Here is a 16,456-nt window from a genome sequence, read left to right as displayed (position 1 = left end):
TATACAATGATTTTTATTTTTGGTTAGATGTTTTTCTATGACAACAACTAAAGGACTAGCAAAAAATCGGTTGAAGTTTTTTTATCAAACCAAAGATCTAAAAATCCATCTTAAGAATTGCTAATGTAGTAAAAATGTAAATAAGAATTTACAGAAGTTTAAGTTTTAGACCAAAAAAATCTAAAAATTATTCCAGTAAAAAATTAAGAATATGCCCTAATATCAATGGTTCAAGTTATTTATTACACTTCTGCTTTAATCTTATGAAATTTTATACGATATAATGGTTGGAGGGGAGGGGTTAATTTTTTGAAGTATTAAGGGGTTAAATATGAAAAAGAAAATATTATCACTAGCATTAGCTAGTTTAAGCTTAGCAAGTATTGCTCAAGCGAGATTCTTTGTGGGTATTGAGGGAGGTTATACTGTAACATCTTTTAATGCGACAAGTATGAAGGCAAATCGCTCGGGTGCATATGCAACAGCTTTTGGTCCAAGTTTATTGACTGATGCTTTCAAGGATTCTTATGGCTATAGTGCGGCATTAACATTAGGAACAGAACACTTTTTTGGAAACTATTTTGGTGTAAGATCTGCAATTTTTGGAGGTTACACATACGCGAATAAAAAAATTGGCAATACAAAAATTGGCAGTGATTTTATCGATGCTGGATTAAATCTTGATTTGATCGTAAATGCCTTTAATAATGGTCAAACAAGCTTTGGTATATTTGGAGGAGTTGAGGCAGGTTATCACTATTGGCTTAACAAAAATTCTGCGTATAAATCAGTGGCTAGCAACAATTTGATGGACTTTTCTGGAAGAGTTGGTATTAGTATGTTACTAGGAGGTCACAATAGGCTTGAATTACTTGCTAAAATACCTTTTGCTTCTGTAGGTTTTGGAAGCTCTCTTGGTGGAACAACCGTTCCTCTTAATGTAACTGTAGGAGTAGGTTACAAAGTAGTATTCTAAAATAAGCTTATTTTTAACAGACTTAGGAAGTTTCTCCAAGTCTGTATATCTATCTGCTCTGCATAAAAAAGGGATTCTATGAGAAAATACCACGTCGTATTATTTTTTTTATTGTGTATTTTTACTACAGCAGTTCAAGCAAGATTCTTTGTGGGTATTGAGGGAGGTTATCTTGGTTCTGCAACCTATCAAGATCTAAGCAAGGATGGGACATTATTTGTAGTTGCTAAACCTAGCATTATTCCGAGTGCGTTTAGTGATTCTCTTAAGGGTTTTAACACTTCTTTAAGTATTGGTACAGAGAGCTTTTTTGGGGATTATTTTGGTATCAGGCTTGATTTTTTAGCAGGATACAATCAAATGACTCAACACTTTGATTCCATTAAAGCACAATTTAATCTCATAAACACTAGTTTGTATTTTGATTTTTTAGTAAATTTTTTGAAATCAAGCCATGTTGATCTTGGATTTATTGGAGGCATTGGTATGGATGTTTATTATCGTCTAAACTACCTTAAAGAAATAAATATAGACGACTTTGATATGCTTCCAATGTCTGATTTTTTATCCAATTTTATTCAAGCTTATTCTCTCTACACAAATAGTGCTTTAACCAGTAGAGTTTTGATGAATTTTGCCGGAAGGGTTGGTTTTACAGCGCTAATTGCAAATCATCACCGTTTGGAGTTTGTTGCTAAGTTACCCATTGCTTCTATCAGTAGTTTTCCACTTATTGGAGGAAATATGAATCTAGCAAATGTGACTTTCAATGTAGGATATAGGTTTATTTTCTAAACTTAAGATTTTTAGTCTGTCCATTATCTAAATATTGACATTCCACATAAGAATTTATACAATACCAGCCCTATTACTTTATGATATGGTTGGTTGATCTATGTTTCAGATTTCTATTGGCTCTATTGGTGGAACCATTTCAATGACAAAAAATCATTCCAATGAAGGAATTACTCCAACACTAGGAGCCAATGATCTTATTCAAGCACTGCCACAACTTCCAGATTCTATAAAAATCAAGCCCTCTTTACTTTTTTCGATTGCAAGTGCCAATATTAGTTTTTCACATCTATTCAAAGTCTATCAATGGGCTAAAGATGAAATAAAAAATGGATCTAATGCCATTATTATTACCCAAGGAACTGATACTCTTGAGGAAAGTGCTTTCTTTTTAAGCTTGTTGTGGGAATTGGAAGCACCTTTAATCTTTACAGGAGCAATGAAGGGAGCAAATTCCATTGGTTCAGATGGAATCTCAAATCTATATTGCTCCCTTCTAGTTGCCTTGCATTCGCAATCCAAAGGTGTAATGGTTGTTATGAATCATACAATTCACCATCCTTTATGGCTACAAAAAACCCATAGTCTATCGCTTGAAACCTTTAGTTCTTTTGGCAAGGAAATTGGGGTGGTTTTGGAAGAAAATGTAGAGTTTTTTTACCTACCTAAGCTTATGCCCATCTATTCAAACTTCACGCTCTCTAATAAAAAAGTTTTTGCTTATGAGCACAAGCTTGATGATGAGGAAAAAATATTACAATGGGCTAGTCAAAACTATGATGGAATTGTTATAGAGGGTTATGGAGCAGGCCATACGCATTTAAAATCTCTGCCCATTATAGAAGAAATTGCAAAGCAAATTCCTGTAATTATGTGTGCAAGGACACACCAAGGTCCAAGTGCTATTAAAACTTATGGTTATGATGGTGGAGAAATTGATCTTCAAAGCAAAAATGTTATTATGAGTAGATGGCTCCAAGCAAAAAAGGCAAGAATCTTACTCTATGTCTTGCTAAATTCCAATCTAAATACAGAGGATTTTATTTCTTATCGTGATCTAATCACACAAAGATAAATCTTATTTTTAAACTTTTGTTAAAATTCAGAGCATTTTAATAATGAGGATTTTCTAATGGATTATAAAGAGACTTTATCCTTACCTACAACAGGTTTTGCAATGAGAGGTAATTTACCGAGTTTGGAACCTATACGCTATGCAAAATGGAAGCAAGACAGGGTTTATGAGCAAATGCTAGAGAATACCAAAAATGCTCCAAAAGACTTTATTATACACGATGGCCCTCCTTATGCAAATGGAAATTTACATATTGGACACGCACTAAATAAGATTTTAAAAGATATCATCATTAAATATCACTACTTTAAAGGTGAAAGTATTCGATACACACCTGGTTGGGATTGCCATGGACTACCTATTGAACAACAAGTAGAAAAAGCTCTTGGTAGAGAAAAAAAAGAGCAGTTAAGTGTGGTAAAAATTAGAGAATTATGCAGAAATCACGCTGATAAGTTTGTAAATATCCAAAGTCAAGAATTTCAGCAACTTGGAGTAGTTGGGGATTTTAAAAATCCCTACAAAACAATGGATTTTAAATTTGAGAGTGAAATTTTTCATACACTTTGTCAAGTTGCAAAAACTGGATTATTAGTGCAAAGAAACAAGCCTGTGTATTGGAGTTGGGCTTGTCAAACTGCTTTGGCAGATGCTGAAGTAGAATATAAAGACAAACAATCAGATTCTATTTTTGTTGCCTTTAAACTTTCAAATCAAGCATTAGAGAAGCTCCAAATCAATGATGCTTCTTTGGTGATTTGGACTACTACACCTTGGACTCTTCCTGCAAATGTTGCTATTGCACTAAGACCAAACTCTATTTATGTTCTGACAAAAAAGGGTTTTATTGTGGCAAAGGCTCTGCATCAGAAGCTTGTGGAAAATGGTGTTGTGGATGAAACCATTATCAAAGAACTTGATGCAAAGGATTTAGAAAACCTAGAAACAATCAATCCTCTCAATCAAAGGACCTCTCTGATTATTTTAGGCGATCATGTTAGTATGGAAGATGGGACAGGAGCTGTTCATACTGCCCCAGGTCATGGAGAAGAGGATTATCATATCAGTCTTAAATACAACCTAGAAGTTTTGATGCCAGTAGATGATAAGGGTTGTTATAGTGAACAAATCATTCACAAGAACCTACTTCCAAAAGAATTTTTGGGAAAACATATCTTTAAGGCACAAAAGGATATTCTTGTTCTACTTAAAGATTCTCTATTAAAGCATGTTGTAATCACCCACTCCTATCCACATTGCTGGAGATCGCATGAACCTGTAATCTATCGTGCAACTACCCAATGGTTTATTTTGATGGATAAGCCTTTTAAAGACAATAAAACACTTAGGCAACTTGCCCTTGAAGCTGTTGATAATACGACCTTTTATCCAAAAACTGGAAAAAATAGAATAAGGTCAATGATAGAAAATAGACCTGATTGGTGTATTTCAAGACAAAGAGACTGGGGGGTTCCTATTGCATTTTTTCAAGAAAAAAGCACAGGAGAACATATCTTTGATGATGAAATTTTTGATTACCTCAAGAGTTGTTTTGAAAAAGAAGGTTGTGATATTTGGTGGAGTAAGGATATAAAAGAACTCCTACCAGAAAGCTGGAAGCACAGGGCTAAGGATTTAGAAAAGGGTATGCATATTCTTGATGTATGGTTTGAAAGCGGTAGCACTTGGCAAGCAGTTTTAAAAACCAATAAAAATAATCCTTCTTATGATGCTGGTAAATACCCTGCGGATATGTATCTTGAGGGCAGTGATCAGCATCGGGGTTGGTTTCAAAGTTCTTTGTTGCTAAGTTGTATTTTAAATGGCAGAGCTCCTTTTGAAAGTGTTCTCACTCATGGTTTTACTGTTGATGAAAAAGGTGAGAAGATGAGTAAGAGTAAGGGCAATATTGTTGCTCCTGAAACTATATTAAAAAATCAAGGTAGTGAAATTTTGCGTCTTTGGGTAGCAATGAATGATTATCATAGCGATTTAAGAATATCTACAAATATCATCACTCAAGTTGGAGAGCAATATAAAAAAATCCGCAACACCTTAAGATTCTTGCTTGCAAATATCAATGACTTAAAAGAACTTTGCAATAACAATGATTTTAGCCCCATTGATATTTGGATTTTAAAAACCACTCAAGAAGTATTCTCGCAAGTAGAAGACTATTTCAATCAATATGATTTTGTAAAAGGACTGCAAACCTTGATGCACTACATCAGCAATGAATTAAGTGGTATTTACTTAGATCTTTGCAAAGATGGCCTGTATTGCAACAAACCTAGTAGCACAGAATCTCAAGCCTCAAAGACTACAATGTTTATTATTTTAAAAAATCTCTGCCACTTACTTGCACCAATTCTTACTTATACAATTGATGAAGTGATTGAATTTGCTCCAAATCTTTTGAAAGAAAATTTAAGAAATGTATTTGACCTAAAAAAATTTGATCTAAAATTCTTAGATTCTATCAATCTAGTAGAAGATTTTGAAGAATTATGCGAACTGCGTTCAAAATTTGGAGAAATAATTGACAATCTCAAGAAAGAAAAGGTGATCAAATCAGGTCTTGAAATCACGGTTTATAGTCCTGATTTAGAGTGTAATTTTCTGGATAAATGGTTGATTGTAAGTGAAACAATCAGTCAAAAACCTAATGAAGTGCTTTGCCAATTTGAAGTAAACAATAAGGAGTATTTTTTAGCTAGAGCAACTAAGGACAAGTGTCCAAGGTGCTGGAGATATTTAGTTGAAAGTGGCGAGTTATTATGCCAAAGATGTGAGAGTGCTCTAAGGGCTTAAAAAGCCCTTTTATCACTTTTTATCTTTTATTCTTCTGCATTTCTTGGAGTTCTTTAGCAAGATACTCTCCTGTATAACTCCCTGTTTTTTTGTAGTCTCTTGCCACTTTTTCTACACTACCACAATCTACAAGTCTTCCACCTTTTTGACCACCCTCTGGTCCAATATCAATAATATAATCAGCATTTTTTATCATATCTAGATTATGCTCAATTACAATAACAGAGTTACCAAGTTCCACAAGAGAATGCAACACCTTAGTAAGCCTATCCACATCTGCAAAATGCAAACCTGTTGTAGGCTCATCTAAAACATAAAGTGTTTTTCCTGTATCCTTACGGCTAAGCTCTTTACTAAGCTTAATTCTTTGTGCTTCTCCGCCACTAAGTGTAACTGCATTTTGTCCCAAGGTAATATAACCAAGCCCCACTTCCTGCAAAGTCTTCAGTTTCGAAGCTATTTTTGGAATTTTTAAGAAAAACTCCAATGCCTCATCTACACTCATTGCCAAAACATCAGCAATAGATTTTCCCTTGTACTTAATTTCTAAAGTTTGCTTATTATACTTTGCCCCATCACATACATCACACTTTACCATCACATCTGGGAGAAAATGCATCTCAATTTTTATCTCGCCCTCCCCTTGGCATTTTTCACATCTTCCACCCTTTACATTAAAACTAAAGCGCCCTACTCCATATCCCAGCATTTTTGCTTCTTTTACTTCACTAAACAATAACCTGATATCATCCATCACACCTGTATAAGTTGCAGGATTGCTTCTTGGAGTTCTTCCAATTGGAGTTTGATCCAAATAAATGACCTTATCTAAAAACTCCAATCCCTCAACTTCCACTCCATCACATTTTTTAATTTTTCTTGTATGATTTAGCAATTCTTGAGCAACCGGCAATAGGGTTTGCAAAACCAAAGAGCTCTTACCACTACCACTTACTCCTGTCACACAAACAAAATTTGATAATGGAATATCCACATTAAGATTAGAAATGTTATTAATGCTTACATTTTTGATTTTTAAAAATTTTTCCTGCTTTCTAAAATACTGATGTCTGATTTCTTTTTCGCGATTGATATATTGTGCAGTTTGTGTCTTTGATTCTAGCATGGATTCCACACTACCGCAAAACACAATTTCCCCACCATTTTTACCTGCAGCAGGTCCAATATCCACAATGTAGTCTGCATGTTTTATAGTTTCTCTATCATGCTCTACCACAATTACACTATTGCCCTTTTGTTGCAAGCTTCGTAGTGTTTTAATTAGTTTTAGCGTATCCCTCTCATGCAATCCAATACTAGGTTCATCTAAAACATACATTACTCCTGTCAGACCGCTTCCTATTTGACTGGCAATGCGTATTCTTTGGCTCTCTCCCCCACTAATAGTTCTTGCATCTCTACCCAAACTCAAATATCCCAATCCCACATCATAAAGAAAAAATAATCTTTCTCTAATCTCTTTAAAGATACTGCTTGCAATAAATTGTTGCTGAGGACTTAAATAGCTAAAGTTCTCCTCATTAATAAAAAAATTATACACCTCTTCAATTGGCATATCAATCACTTCACCTATGCCCTTATTTCCAACCTTTACAGCCAACATTTGAGGCTTTAGTCGATGTGCATTACAAGAAGAGCAAGGCTTCTCGCTCATATAATCACTTAAATCTTTTTCATCTTTAAACATATCATATGCAATTTGCAAAATTCCCTTCCAAGGTCTTTTTAGCGGAGAATTTTTCCACATAAATTCAACCTCAACACTATTTCCATATAAAAGAGATTTTTGATCTTGCTCATCTAACTCGCTAAAGCTTTTATTTGCATCAATATTATTTGCTCTACAAAACCCCATAAAAAGCTCTGCATAATAATTTCGATTAAAACCAAAAATTACCTTAATTCCCCCTTTATTCAAAGGTAAAGATCTATCTAAAATCTTCTTAATATCAATACTATACTTACTTCCCAAACCTCCACAATCCTCACAAGAACCCTTAGGGGAATTAAAAGAAAAGCTTAAAGGCTCAAGAGCCTCAAAGCTTACCTTACAATCAAAACAAGCTAAGTGCTCACTATAGTGCAACAATCTATTTTTTTCACCCAATATCTCAACTTCTACTTCTCCAAAAGATTCCACTAAAGCCTTTTCAATTGCCTGTGCAATACGAGTTTTATTATCCTCATTTAAGACCACACGATCAATTACAGCTTTAATTGTATGTTTTTTGGTTTTTGAGAGTTCAATATCCTCATCAAGCCTAGTTAGAACTCCATTGATATAGGCTCTTACATATCCCTTCTGTCTCAAAGCCTCAATTTTATCTGCAAAGCTTCCCTTTTTTTCTTTAACAATAGGAGCTAAGATCATCAGTTTAGAATCTTGAGGCAATTTCAAAACTTCATTGATAATATCTGTTTGGCTCATTTGAGAAATAGGTTTTCCACACAAATGGCAATGTTGAATCCCAACTCTTGCATACAACAACCTTAAATAGTCATAAATTTCAGTAATGGTTCCAACAGTAGATCTTGGATTTTTAGATGTTGTTTTTTGGTCAATTGCAATCGCAGGTGTAAGTCCTTCAATCTTATCAACATTTGGCTTACCCACTTTATCCAAAAACTGCCTTGCATAACTTGAGAGCGATTCTATATAGCGTCTTTGACCCTCTGCATATAAAGTATCAAATGCTAGAGTGCTTTTACCACTTCCACTTAGCCCAGTAAAAACAACAAGCTTATTTTTTGGGATCTCTAGATTAATATCTTTTAAATTATTCTCTTTAGCACCAAAGATTCTTATAGTATCAAACATTGCCATTTCCTAACTTTTCTAAAAATAAAAATTCTAAGTAATAATTTGAGTCTTGAGTGTGTGGAAGAAGTTTCATCTCTCAAAAAAGAGAGATGAAAAAACTCTTAATCATTCTTACTATTGAAAATTCCTAAGAGTTGTAGAATACTAATAAAAATATTCAAGAAGTCAAGATAAAGCGCAACTGCTGCTTCAATAGGACTGCTATATAAACCCTTTAATATATTTTTTGTGTCATAGGCTACAAATAAGCTAAATAAAATTGTACAAGCCCCAGAGATTAGAATCTGAAACATTGAAGACTTTAAGAGAAAAGCATTCAATAAAGAGCAAACTACAACCACAATGAGTGAAATAAATAGCATCTTACCCATATCTGCAAGATCTCTTGGAGTCTTAATTGCATAAATGCTCATAATTCCAAAAATAATTGTAGTCATTCCTAAAGCTTGCCAAATTGCGCTCAATCCACTTGTAGCAATTACAAACCCTAAAAGTGGAACTAGCGTCACTCCACTAAAAGCTGTAAAAACAAACAACATAAAAATATTTAGCGTTGGGGTAGTCTTTAGAAACATTAAACCAAGCAATGCCACTAATTCAATGATGAAAAACACCCACTTATATTGCATTACCATCTCAAAATTTGAAAGGCCCCATAGTGCGCCACATGTTGCAAAAAGCAAACTTCCTGCAAAAAATTTATAAGTAGTCTTTACAAAACTTATTAACCCCCCTTGGCTTTCTATCTCTTGAGAATATCCACCCACTTGTTGTTGTCTATCGTATAAATTCATTGCTAACACTCCTAGATTTCTATCTACCGATATTTTAAATATCATTTTAGAGCTAAATACTACAAAAAATCTGTTAATAAAAATACAAAAGTTACTTTGTTGTAAGCTATAATTTCGTGAAATTTCTAAATTATAAGTTAGATACCTAAGGATAATGAAAAAAATAAAAATTGCACTTAATGGTTTTGGAAGACTTGGTAGGAGTATTACAAGGGTTATTTCTATGCAAAGCGATATGGAGTTGGTTGCAATAAATGACCCTAGCTCTTGGGAAATCTTATCCTATCTTCTAGAACATGATAGCACTCATGGTAAATTTTCTAAAGATGTCTTATTTCAAGACAATGAGCTCTACATAGATAATAGAAAAATACGCACTTCCAACGAGACAGATCCTCAAAAACTTGATTTTAGTGATGCAGATGTTGTCATAGAATCTTCTGGTAAATTTCTTTTAGAAGCAGAATTAAAGCATCATATAGAAAAAGGGGTCAAAAAAGTAATCTTATCTGCTCCAAGTTTAGATTGTATGCCAACTTTTGTTCTTGGAATCAATCATCAAGATTATGACAACCAACCAATTATCTCAAATGCATCTTGCACCACAAACTGCCTAGCACCAATTTGCTATATTCTTGACAAACATTTTAAAATCCAATCTGGGAATATCATTACAATCCATAGTTACACTAATGATCAAAATCTATTGGATAGTGCCCATAGAAATGACAAAAGAAGATCAAGGGCTGCAGCAACCAATATTATTCCCACAACAACTGGAGCAGCAAAAAATCTCTACAAAGTCTTGCCAAATCTTAAAGATAAACTACATGGCCATAGTCTTAGGGTTCCTGTGCTTGATGTTTCAATGTTGGATTTAAACTTAAATCTAGAAAAAACCCCCTCGCTATCCACTCTAAATGATCTTTTCTTATCCTATGCACAAAATGAGTTAAAGGGAATTTTAGCCATTGATGAAAAATATGGCGTAAGTAGTGATTTTCTAGGCAACGCACATAGTAGTATTATTGCAAAGGATTTAAGCTTTTGCATCCAAAATCTTGTAAAAATTATGGCTTGGTATGATAATGAATGGGGTTATTCTAATAGAATAATTGAACTAGCTAGATATGTTACTAACTAAAATATTAAAAGACTTGAAATGAAAGTTGATTTTTTAGATCTTAAGGCAATCAATTCTCCCTACTTTGAAACTTATCTAAAAATTGTAGAGGAAACACTCCATACAAGTAGTTTCATAGGTGGATCTTATTGTGATTTATTTGAATCTAATTTTGCTAAATATCTTAATGCTAAGGGCTGTGTTGGGGTAGGCAATGGAACAGATGCTCTTGAAATTGCAATAAAATCCTTAAACCTCCCAAAGGGTAGCCAAATTATTGTTCCTGCTAATACTTTTAAAGCATCTTGTGAGGCTATTTTAAATATGGGATATAAAGCAGTGATTGTGGATTGTGATAACAATTACAATATCAATATAGGCTCTCTTTTACAAGCAATCACTCCTTTCACTTCAGCTATTATGATAGTCCATTTATATGGTCGTATTTGTGATGTTGCAAGGATTGTAGAAATTGCAAGAGATCACAATCTCTTTTTAATTGAAGATTGCTCACAAGCACACGGAGCAAAAATAAAATTAGATAATGAGATCTTATTTGCTGGAACCATTGGAGATATTGGAACTTTTAGTTTTTATCCAAGTAAAAATTTGGGAGCTATTGGGGATGGGGGTTGTATTGTTAGTAATAATGAAACTCTTTTATCTCGTGCTAGGAGTATTGCAAACCACGGCAGTCAAACTCACGAAAAACTTTCTTTTGTTGGTAGAAACTCAAGATTAGACAACATTCAAGCAGCATTTTTAAATCTCAAGCTACAAGACTTAGATAAGCAAAATGCCCATCGAAGGTATATTGCAACACTCTATCAAAAATATCTCTCAAAGCTAGATTCTTTAGTACTACCTGAAATTCCATTCTATGACTACCAATGTGTGTGGCACCTTTATGTTATTAGACTCCAAAAACAACTGGAGGAAAAAAGGCAGGACTTGATAGAATTTTTAATGCAAAATGGCATAGAAACCCGCATTCATTACCCACAAAATCTTGGAAGAATGAAAGAAATCAAATTTCATATTCACACGATAGTGCGCTCCACACTCAATGCAACAAACTGGGATAAAACAATTCTATCTCTTCCTATGGGGGAACATATCCAAGAAGAACATGTAGCCTTTATTGCAAAAAAGATTGAAGAGTTTTGCAATAAAAACACTTAGTTTTTTTATTTTTTTATTCAGGCTTGTTATAATCTAGAACCCAAATTTTGAAGTTAAAGGCAAAATAATGTCAAGATTCTTATCTTTTATAGGTTCTGCTATCTTAGCAGTTGGTATTAGTGGTTGTGCAATCTCAAATCTTAAAGATACTCAAACAGAAATTTCAAAATGTCAGAGCCCTTATGCTTTTGTAAAAGCACCTATTTTACAAGCTCAAAACAATGACTTAGAAATTAGCAATGAGGAAATCATGATTGCTTTAGAAGAAGTGATGAAAGACAATTGTCTAGATTTTAGTGACAGTGATGAAGCATATGATTTCATCATCACCTATGCAAGCAGTCTTAGTACTCACAAAAAAGAAGGCATAGTATCCTCAACTCAGGAAAATGTCGCTAAAGTAAAAGTTGGTTTTGCACTAAAAAGAGATCGTTTGACAAAAACCTTTAGTTCTGAACAGTCCCTTACTATTAGTGGCAAGAAGATTTTAGGAATTGGGAAAAAAGCCGTTGTTGCAAAAGAGGATAGACAAAAATTACTTTCAGAATCAACCAAAAGGGCTTATTTACAATTAATTAATTCCCTAAGGTAAAAATCTGATTTTATTTATTCTCATTTTTTTAAAAAAATGAAAAATATTTACATTTTTTTTCTATAGTTTTTATCTATTACAAAATTCTATTTTAGGAGATTTATTATGTTATCACAAGAGACGATTAAACTACTAAACCAGCAAGTTAATAAAGAAATGTATGCTGCAAACCTTTATCTTAGTATGAGTTCTTGGTGCTATGAGCACAGCTTTGATGGTGCTGGTAAGTTTTTATTTAATCACGCAGGGGAAGAAAGTGATCATGCTAAAAGATTAATCACTTATTTAAATGAAACAGATTCTAAAGTAGAACTTGCAGCAGTTCCTGCACCAAAAACAAATTTTAAAGATCTTTTAGAAGTTTTTGAAGAAACTTTCAAACACGAGAAAGAAATTACAAAATCCATCAACGAACTTGTGGATTTTGTTTTAAAAAACAAGGATTATTCAACTTTTAACTTCTTGCAATGGTATGTATCAGAACAACACGAAGAAGAAGCTCTTTTTAGAGGAATTTTAGACAAAATAAAATTAATTGGTGATGCAGGTAGCGGGCTTTATCTCGCAGATGAATACATCAAAAATATTGCACTCACAAGAAGCAAATAGTCTTTTGAGCTTTAAAAAAATATAGTAAAATCCCATAAAAAAGGATTTTACTATGTTGCTTATAAATGGCGTAATTTGCGATTATTCTGGCACTAGGGAATCTAACATCCGTGTCAAAGATGGTAAAATTTTTGCCATAGATTCTAAACTTACTCCTGAAAGCGGTGAGGAAGTTATTGATTGTAAAGACAAAGTTATACTACCAGCACTCATTGATATTGGTATCTATCCAAAAAATAAATCTCTCTCAACCCAAACTCTAAAATCCTTATCAAAAAAATGTTTAAGCGGTGGCGTTGGAAGTGTCCTTCTTTATGCAGATTATAATCCACAAGCAAGCACAGAATCTATCATTGAACTTGTTGAACTCATCAATCACACTCTGCCACAAAATATCTTCTCAAGTATTTATCCCCTTGATATGCAAAACAAAATTGCAAATATCGCATCTTTAAAAACTTTAGGAGCAAGAGCTATTCACATACAAAGCCAAGATTTGGAAGGACAAAATCTCCTTACGCTCACACATTATGCAAACATGCTAGATATTCCCTTTATTTCTTTACCCTGTGATAGAGAGCTTGCTTATGGCGTGGTAGATGAAGGGCTTTTAGCAACCCAGCTTGGACTGCCAAGCATTCCTAGCATTGCTTGGGAAAAAGAAATCATAAAAATGTGTTGTATCAGTAAAAATACACAAGCAAGAATGCTTCTAACAATTACTGATGCCTTTGAAGATGTATTATTTTCCAATCAAAAAGGAGCAAAGATCACGATACAAACTCCTGTCCATCATCTAGTTCTAAATGAAGAGGCCTACATCAATTATGCAACAAAGGCAAAAATGTTTCCGCCTCTCAAGCACAAAGATAAACAACAAGCACTCATTTCAAGGTTGCAAAATAATCAAATACATTGCTTAAGCAGTCTTCAAAATGCAACCTACAATTCTCAAAAAGACAAGGTTTTTGAACTTGCAAGTTGTGGAGTAGATATTATCCATCATTATTTTTCAATCCTATATACTTTTCTTGTCAAGGAAAATATTATCACACTTGAAAAACTCTCTGAGCTTACCTCAAAAAATCAAGCAAATTTCCTAAAAATTCCAAAGGGAAGATTAGAAAAAGATTATGATGCAGACTTAATTATTCTGGATCTAAGCTCAAGCTTTAAATGCCAAGATAGCTATTCTCCCTATTTCAATCAAACTCTTTTTGGAAAGATAGAAAAAACAATCCTAAAAGGAAAGATTTATGAATAAAGAATTTTTCATATCCTATTTACCTCTACTACAAACTATAGGTATCAATCTTTTAAAAGCCATTATTATGCTTATTATGGGGTGGTATTTTGCCAAATTCACAAAATCAAGAATTCTAAAATTTCTTTCAAAAAAAGATGAGATCCTAGCAAACTTTCTAGCACAATTAGGCTTTATTATTTGCATCATTATTACTGTAGTTACTACCCTTGGAACTCTAGGCGTACAGACTACTTCAATTTTGACAGTAGTAGGAACTGCAGGAGTAGCAATTGCCTTAGCCCTCAAAGATTCTCTATCAAGCATTGCTGGAGGTATTATCCTTATTGTATTAAGACCATTTAAAAAAAATGATGTGGTAGAGCTTGGAACAATTTCAGGTAAAGTCGAAGCTGTCAATCTTTTTAATACTTCAATAAGAATGGCTGATGATAGATTAGCTATTCTCCCAAATCGCAATATTGTAGGTGCAAATATTATTAATTCTACAGATAGCGAGAGAAGAAGGATTGAGTGGGTTTGTGGTGTAGGATACAATAGTGATATTGAAAAGGTTAGGAGTGTTATCAAAGAAGTGATTGCAAATATGGATAAGATTGATAATGATCTTCCAGCCTTTGTAGGGATTACTGACCTTGGTGCAAGCTCTTTAAATTTTACGGTTCGCGTGTGGGCAAAAATTGAAAATGGTGTTTTTAATGTAAAAAGTGAGCTTATTGAAAGGGTAAAGGTAGCTCTAGATAAAGAGGGTATTGAAATACCTTTTAATAAATTAGATATAACAATCAAACAAGATGCAACAAATTAGAGTTATAGGTGCAAGCAAGGTTTTTTTATGTAATGAAACCTTTGATATTTTAGACAATGGTGCAATAGCCTTTGGAAATGAAATTTTAGAGGTTGGCAATTTCTCTGATCTTTCTAAAAAATACCAAGATGCTATCTTTTATGAAGATTGTGTTTTACTACCAAGTTTTATAAATCCTCACATCCATTTTGAATTTAGTAAAAATACGACCTCTTTTACTTATGGTGGTTTTGATAAATGGCTCGATAGTGTGATAAAAAATCGAGATGAGGTATTGCAAGATGATGACACAATACTACAAAATGCTATCAAAGAACAATTACAAAGTGGTGTAGGAAGTGTAGGTGCTATCAGTAGCTATGGTCAAGATATGCTAGCACTTTCACAATCTCCCCTTAAAGTCTTGTTTTTTAATGAAATCATAGGTTCTAACCCAAGTGCAGTAGATTTTCTATACAGCAACTTTTTACAGCGCCTTGAAGCTTCAAAGCAACTAGCTTCAAAAAAATTTATCCCTTCCATTGCGATACATTCCCCCTACTCCGTGCATTTTATTTTGGCAAAAAAAGTTCTAGATCTTGCAAAAAAACAAGATCTTAAAACTTCTGTCCATTTTTTAGAATCCTTACAAGAAAGGGAATGGTTAGAAAATAGCTCTGGATGGTTTAAAGATTTCTATATCAAAACCTTGGGTATCAAAGAGCCAAAATCTCTCTATGAAATCGAAGAATTTTTAAATCTCTTTGAAGGGTTAGATACACTTTTTGTGCATTGTCTCTTTGCTAATCAAAATGAGTTAGAGAGAATTTGTTCTACTGGAAGCATTGTTACTTGCCCTAGATCCAATAGACTTTTAAATAACAAACTACTAAATCTCAACTCCATTGCTTGGAACAAAATTTCCATTGCTACAGATGGAAAGAGCTCAAACAACAATCTTAATTTCATTGATGAATTAAGATATGCACTCTTTTCTTATTATGATTATGAACCCTCAAAACTTAGCCAAAATCTCATTTTGTGTGCAACTCATTATAGTGCCAAAAACCTAGGGTTAAATAATGGGATACTATCCCCTCAAAAAGATGCTGATTTCTCAATATTTGAAATTCCCAATATAGCCTCATCCACACAAGAGGCACTTCATTTTTTACTCCATGCCAAATGTGTTAAAAAGCTTCTTGTTGATGGAGTGGAAATAAAGATATAAAAAGTAAAACAGCTTATAAAGTATCTCATTAAAGCTTCTAGTTTTTTCAAATCAAACAGGACCTAGAAGCTTATTTTAAATCTCTGGATGGTATCAAATTTTATGTATTTTAACTAAACAACTCATACAAACCATTCTTTAGAATCAGGAGAATTTTATTTTATTTACATAAAAAATCAAGAAATAACAAAGAGACAATAAAGATAATTTTAATCAAACCAATAAATTTTTGGATTAAAAACATTAAAAAATAAATTAACTAGTATTAATTTTTTAGAGATTTTTTGCCATAAATGAATATAAAAATTAAATAAAAATTTTTATTAAAAACTGTTAAAAACAGCTCCCTAAAAGTAAAAAAAAGTAAATGAAAAC

13 protein-coding genes are annotated in these 16,456 nt (G+C 33.2%); 11 read left to right on the top strand and 2 right to left on the bottom strand.

Translation table 11 applies throughout. From position 1 onward, the window contains the following. Window positions 1-331: 331 nt before the first annotated feature. From C6H31_RS03670 to ileS, 4 genes are all read left to right on the top strand, one after another. On the top strand, window positions 332-976 hold the full coding sequence (locus C6H31_RS03670; protein WP_104697471.1) for an outer membrane beta-barrel protein: 645 nt from the start codon (window positions 332-334) through the stop codon (window positions 974-976). Between the two features lie 78 nt (window positions 977-1,054). Next, window positions 1,055-1,771, top strand: coding sequence for an outer membrane beta-barrel protein (locus C6H31_RS03665; protein ID WP_104697470.1), 717 nt, complete (start codon window positions 1,055-1,057; stop codon window positions 1,769-1,771). Between the two features lie 100 nt (window positions 1,772-1,871). Beyond that, on the top strand, window positions 1,872-2,846 hold the full coding sequence (locus C6H31_RS03660) for an asparaginase (RefSeq protein ID WP_104697469.1): 975 nt from the start codon (window positions 1,872-1,874) through the stop codon (window positions 2,844-2,846). 57 nt (window positions 2,847-2,903) lie between these two features. Next, window positions 2,904-5,657, top strand: a complete 2,754-nt coding sequence (gene ileS / locus C6H31_RS03655) for an isoleucine--tRNA ligase (protein WP_104697468.1) — start codon at window positions 2,904-2,906, stop codon at window positions 5,655-5,657. Window positions 5,658-5,676: 19 nt separating this feature from the next. Here the strand turns inward: ileS and uvrA are convergent, their stop codons facing one another. Beyond that, the gene (gene uvrA / locus C6H31_RS03650) at window positions 5,677-8,502 is read right to left on the bottom strand and encodes an excinuclease ABC subunit UvrA (protein WP_442778071.1); all 2,826 of its coding nucleotides are present in this window, start codon (window positions 8,500-8,502) and stop codon (window positions 5,677-5,679) included. Between the two features lie 98 nt (window positions 8,503-8,600). Next, the gene (locus tag C6H31_RS03645; RefSeq protein WP_104697466.1) at window positions 8,601-9,293 is read right to left on the bottom strand and encodes a Bax inhibitor-1/YccA family protein; all 693 of its coding nucleotides are present in this window, start codon (window positions 9,291-9,293) and stop codon (window positions 8,601-8,603) included. A 163-nt stretch (window positions 9,294-9,456) separates the two neighbouring features. On the opposite strand from C6H31_RS03645, the gene gap reads away from it, so the two are divergent. The 7 genes from gap (at window position 9,457) to mqnF (ending at window position 16,081) form a co-directional block, all read left to right on the top strand. After that, window positions 9,457-10,437: a type I glyceraldehyde-3-phosphate dehydrogenase gene (gap, locus tag C6H31_RS03640; protein WP_199768132.1), complete on the top strand. Its 981-nt coding sequence runs from the start codon at window positions 9,457-9,459 to the stop codon at window positions 10,435-10,437. 18 nt (window positions 10,438-10,455) lie between these two features. Further along, window positions 10,456-11,598, top strand: coding sequence for a DegT/DnrJ/EryC1/StrS family aminotransferase (locus tag C6H31_RS03635; protein WP_104697464.1), 1,143 nt, complete (start codon window positions 10,456-10,458; stop codon window positions 11,596-11,598). Between the two features lie 67 nt (window positions 11,599-11,665). Next, window positions 11,666-12,190: a hypothetical protein gene (locus C6H31_RS03630; protein WP_104697463.1), complete on the top strand. Its 525-nt coding sequence runs from the start codon at window positions 11,666-11,668 to the stop codon at window positions 12,188-12,190. 105 nt (window positions 12,191-12,295) lie between these two features. Then, window positions 12,296-12,799, top strand: coding sequence for a ferritin (locus tag C6H31_RS03625; protein ID WP_104697462.1), 504 nt, complete (start codon window positions 12,296-12,298; stop codon window positions 12,797-12,799). 52 nt (window positions 12,800-12,851) lie between these two features. After that, the gene (locus tag C6H31_RS03620) at window positions 12,852-14,063 is read left to right on the top strand and encodes an amidohydrolase family protein (protein ID WP_104697461.1); all 1,212 of its coding nucleotides are present in this window, start codon (window positions 12,852-12,854) and stop codon (window positions 14,061-14,063) included. Further along, complete coding sequence (gene mscS, locus C6H31_RS03615) at window positions 14,056-14,871, top strand: small-conductance mechanosensitive channel MscS (RefSeq protein ID WP_104697460.1); 816 nt, start codon at window positions 14,056-14,058, stop codon at window positions 14,869-14,871. Before C6H31_RS03620 ends, mscS begins: the two co-directional genes overlap by 8 nt. After that, window positions 14,858-16,081, top strand: coding sequence for an aminofutalosine deaminase family hydrolase (mqnF, locus tag C6H31_RS03610; RefSeq protein WP_104697459.1), 1,224 nt, complete (start codon window positions 14,858-14,860; stop codon window positions 16,079-16,081). The genes mscS and mqnF overlap by 14 nt, the downstream gene beginning before the upstream one ends. Window positions 16,082-16,456 lie beyond the last annotated feature (375 nt).

The sequence above is a fragment of the Helicobacter sp. 'house sparrow 1' genome (assembly GCF_900199585.1).
Classification (GTDB): domain Bacteria; phylum Campylobacterota; class Campylobacteria; order Campylobacterales; family Helicobacteraceae; genus Helicobacter_H.
This window is presented reverse-complemented; position numbering and strand designations above follow the sequence as displayed.

What these genes read in the sequence shown, in the direction of transcription:
- C6H31_RS03670 (WP_104697471.1), top strand. Translation starts at nt 332, where the DNA reads ATGAAAAAGAAAATATTATCACTAGCATTAGCTAGTTTAAGCTTAGCA.
- C6H31_RS03665 (WP_104697470.1), top strand. Translation starts at nt 1,055, where the DNA reads ATGAGAAAATACCACGTCGTATTATTTTTTTTATTGTGTATTTTTACT.
- C6H31_RS03660 (WP_104697469.1), top strand. Translation starts at nt 1,872, where the DNA reads ATGTTTCAGATTTCTATTGGCTCTATTGGTGGAACCATTTCAATGACA.
- ileS (WP_104697468.1), top strand. Translation starts at nt 2,904, where the DNA reads ATGGATTATAAAGAGACTTTATCCTTACCTACAACAGGTTTTGCAATG.
- uvrA (WP_442778071.1), bottom strand. Translation starts at nt 8,502, where the DNA reads ATGGCAATGTTTGATACTATAAGAATCTTTGGTGCTAAAGAGAATAAT.
- C6H31_RS03645 (WP_104697466.1), bottom strand. Translation starts at nt 9,293, where the DNA reads ATGAATTTATACGATAGACAACAACAAGTGGGTGGATATTCTCAAGAG.
- C6H31_RS03635 (WP_104697464.1), top strand. Translation starts at nt 10,456, where the DNA reads ATGAAAGTTGATTTTTTAGATCTTAAGGCAATCAATTCTCCCTACTTT.
- C6H31_RS03630 (WP_104697463.1), top strand. Translation starts at nt 11,666, where the DNA reads ATGTCAAGATTCTTATCTTTTATAGGTTCTGCTATCTTAGCAGTTGGT.
- C6H31_RS03625 (WP_104697462.1), top strand. Translation starts at nt 12,296, where the DNA reads ATGTTATCACAAGAGACGATTAAACTACTAAACCAGCAAGTTAATAAA.
- C6H31_RS03620 (WP_104697461.1), top strand. Translation starts at nt 12,852, where the DNA reads ATGTTGCTTATAAATGGCGTAATTTGCGATTATTCTGGCACTAGGGAA.
- mscS (WP_104697460.1), top strand. Translation starts at nt 14,056, where the DNA reads ATGAATAAAGAATTTTTCATATCCTATTTACCTCTACTACAAACTATA.
- mqnF (WP_104697459.1), top strand. Translation starts at nt 14,858, where the DNA reads ATGCAACAAATTAGAGTTATAGGTGCAAGCAAGGTTTTTTTATGTAAT.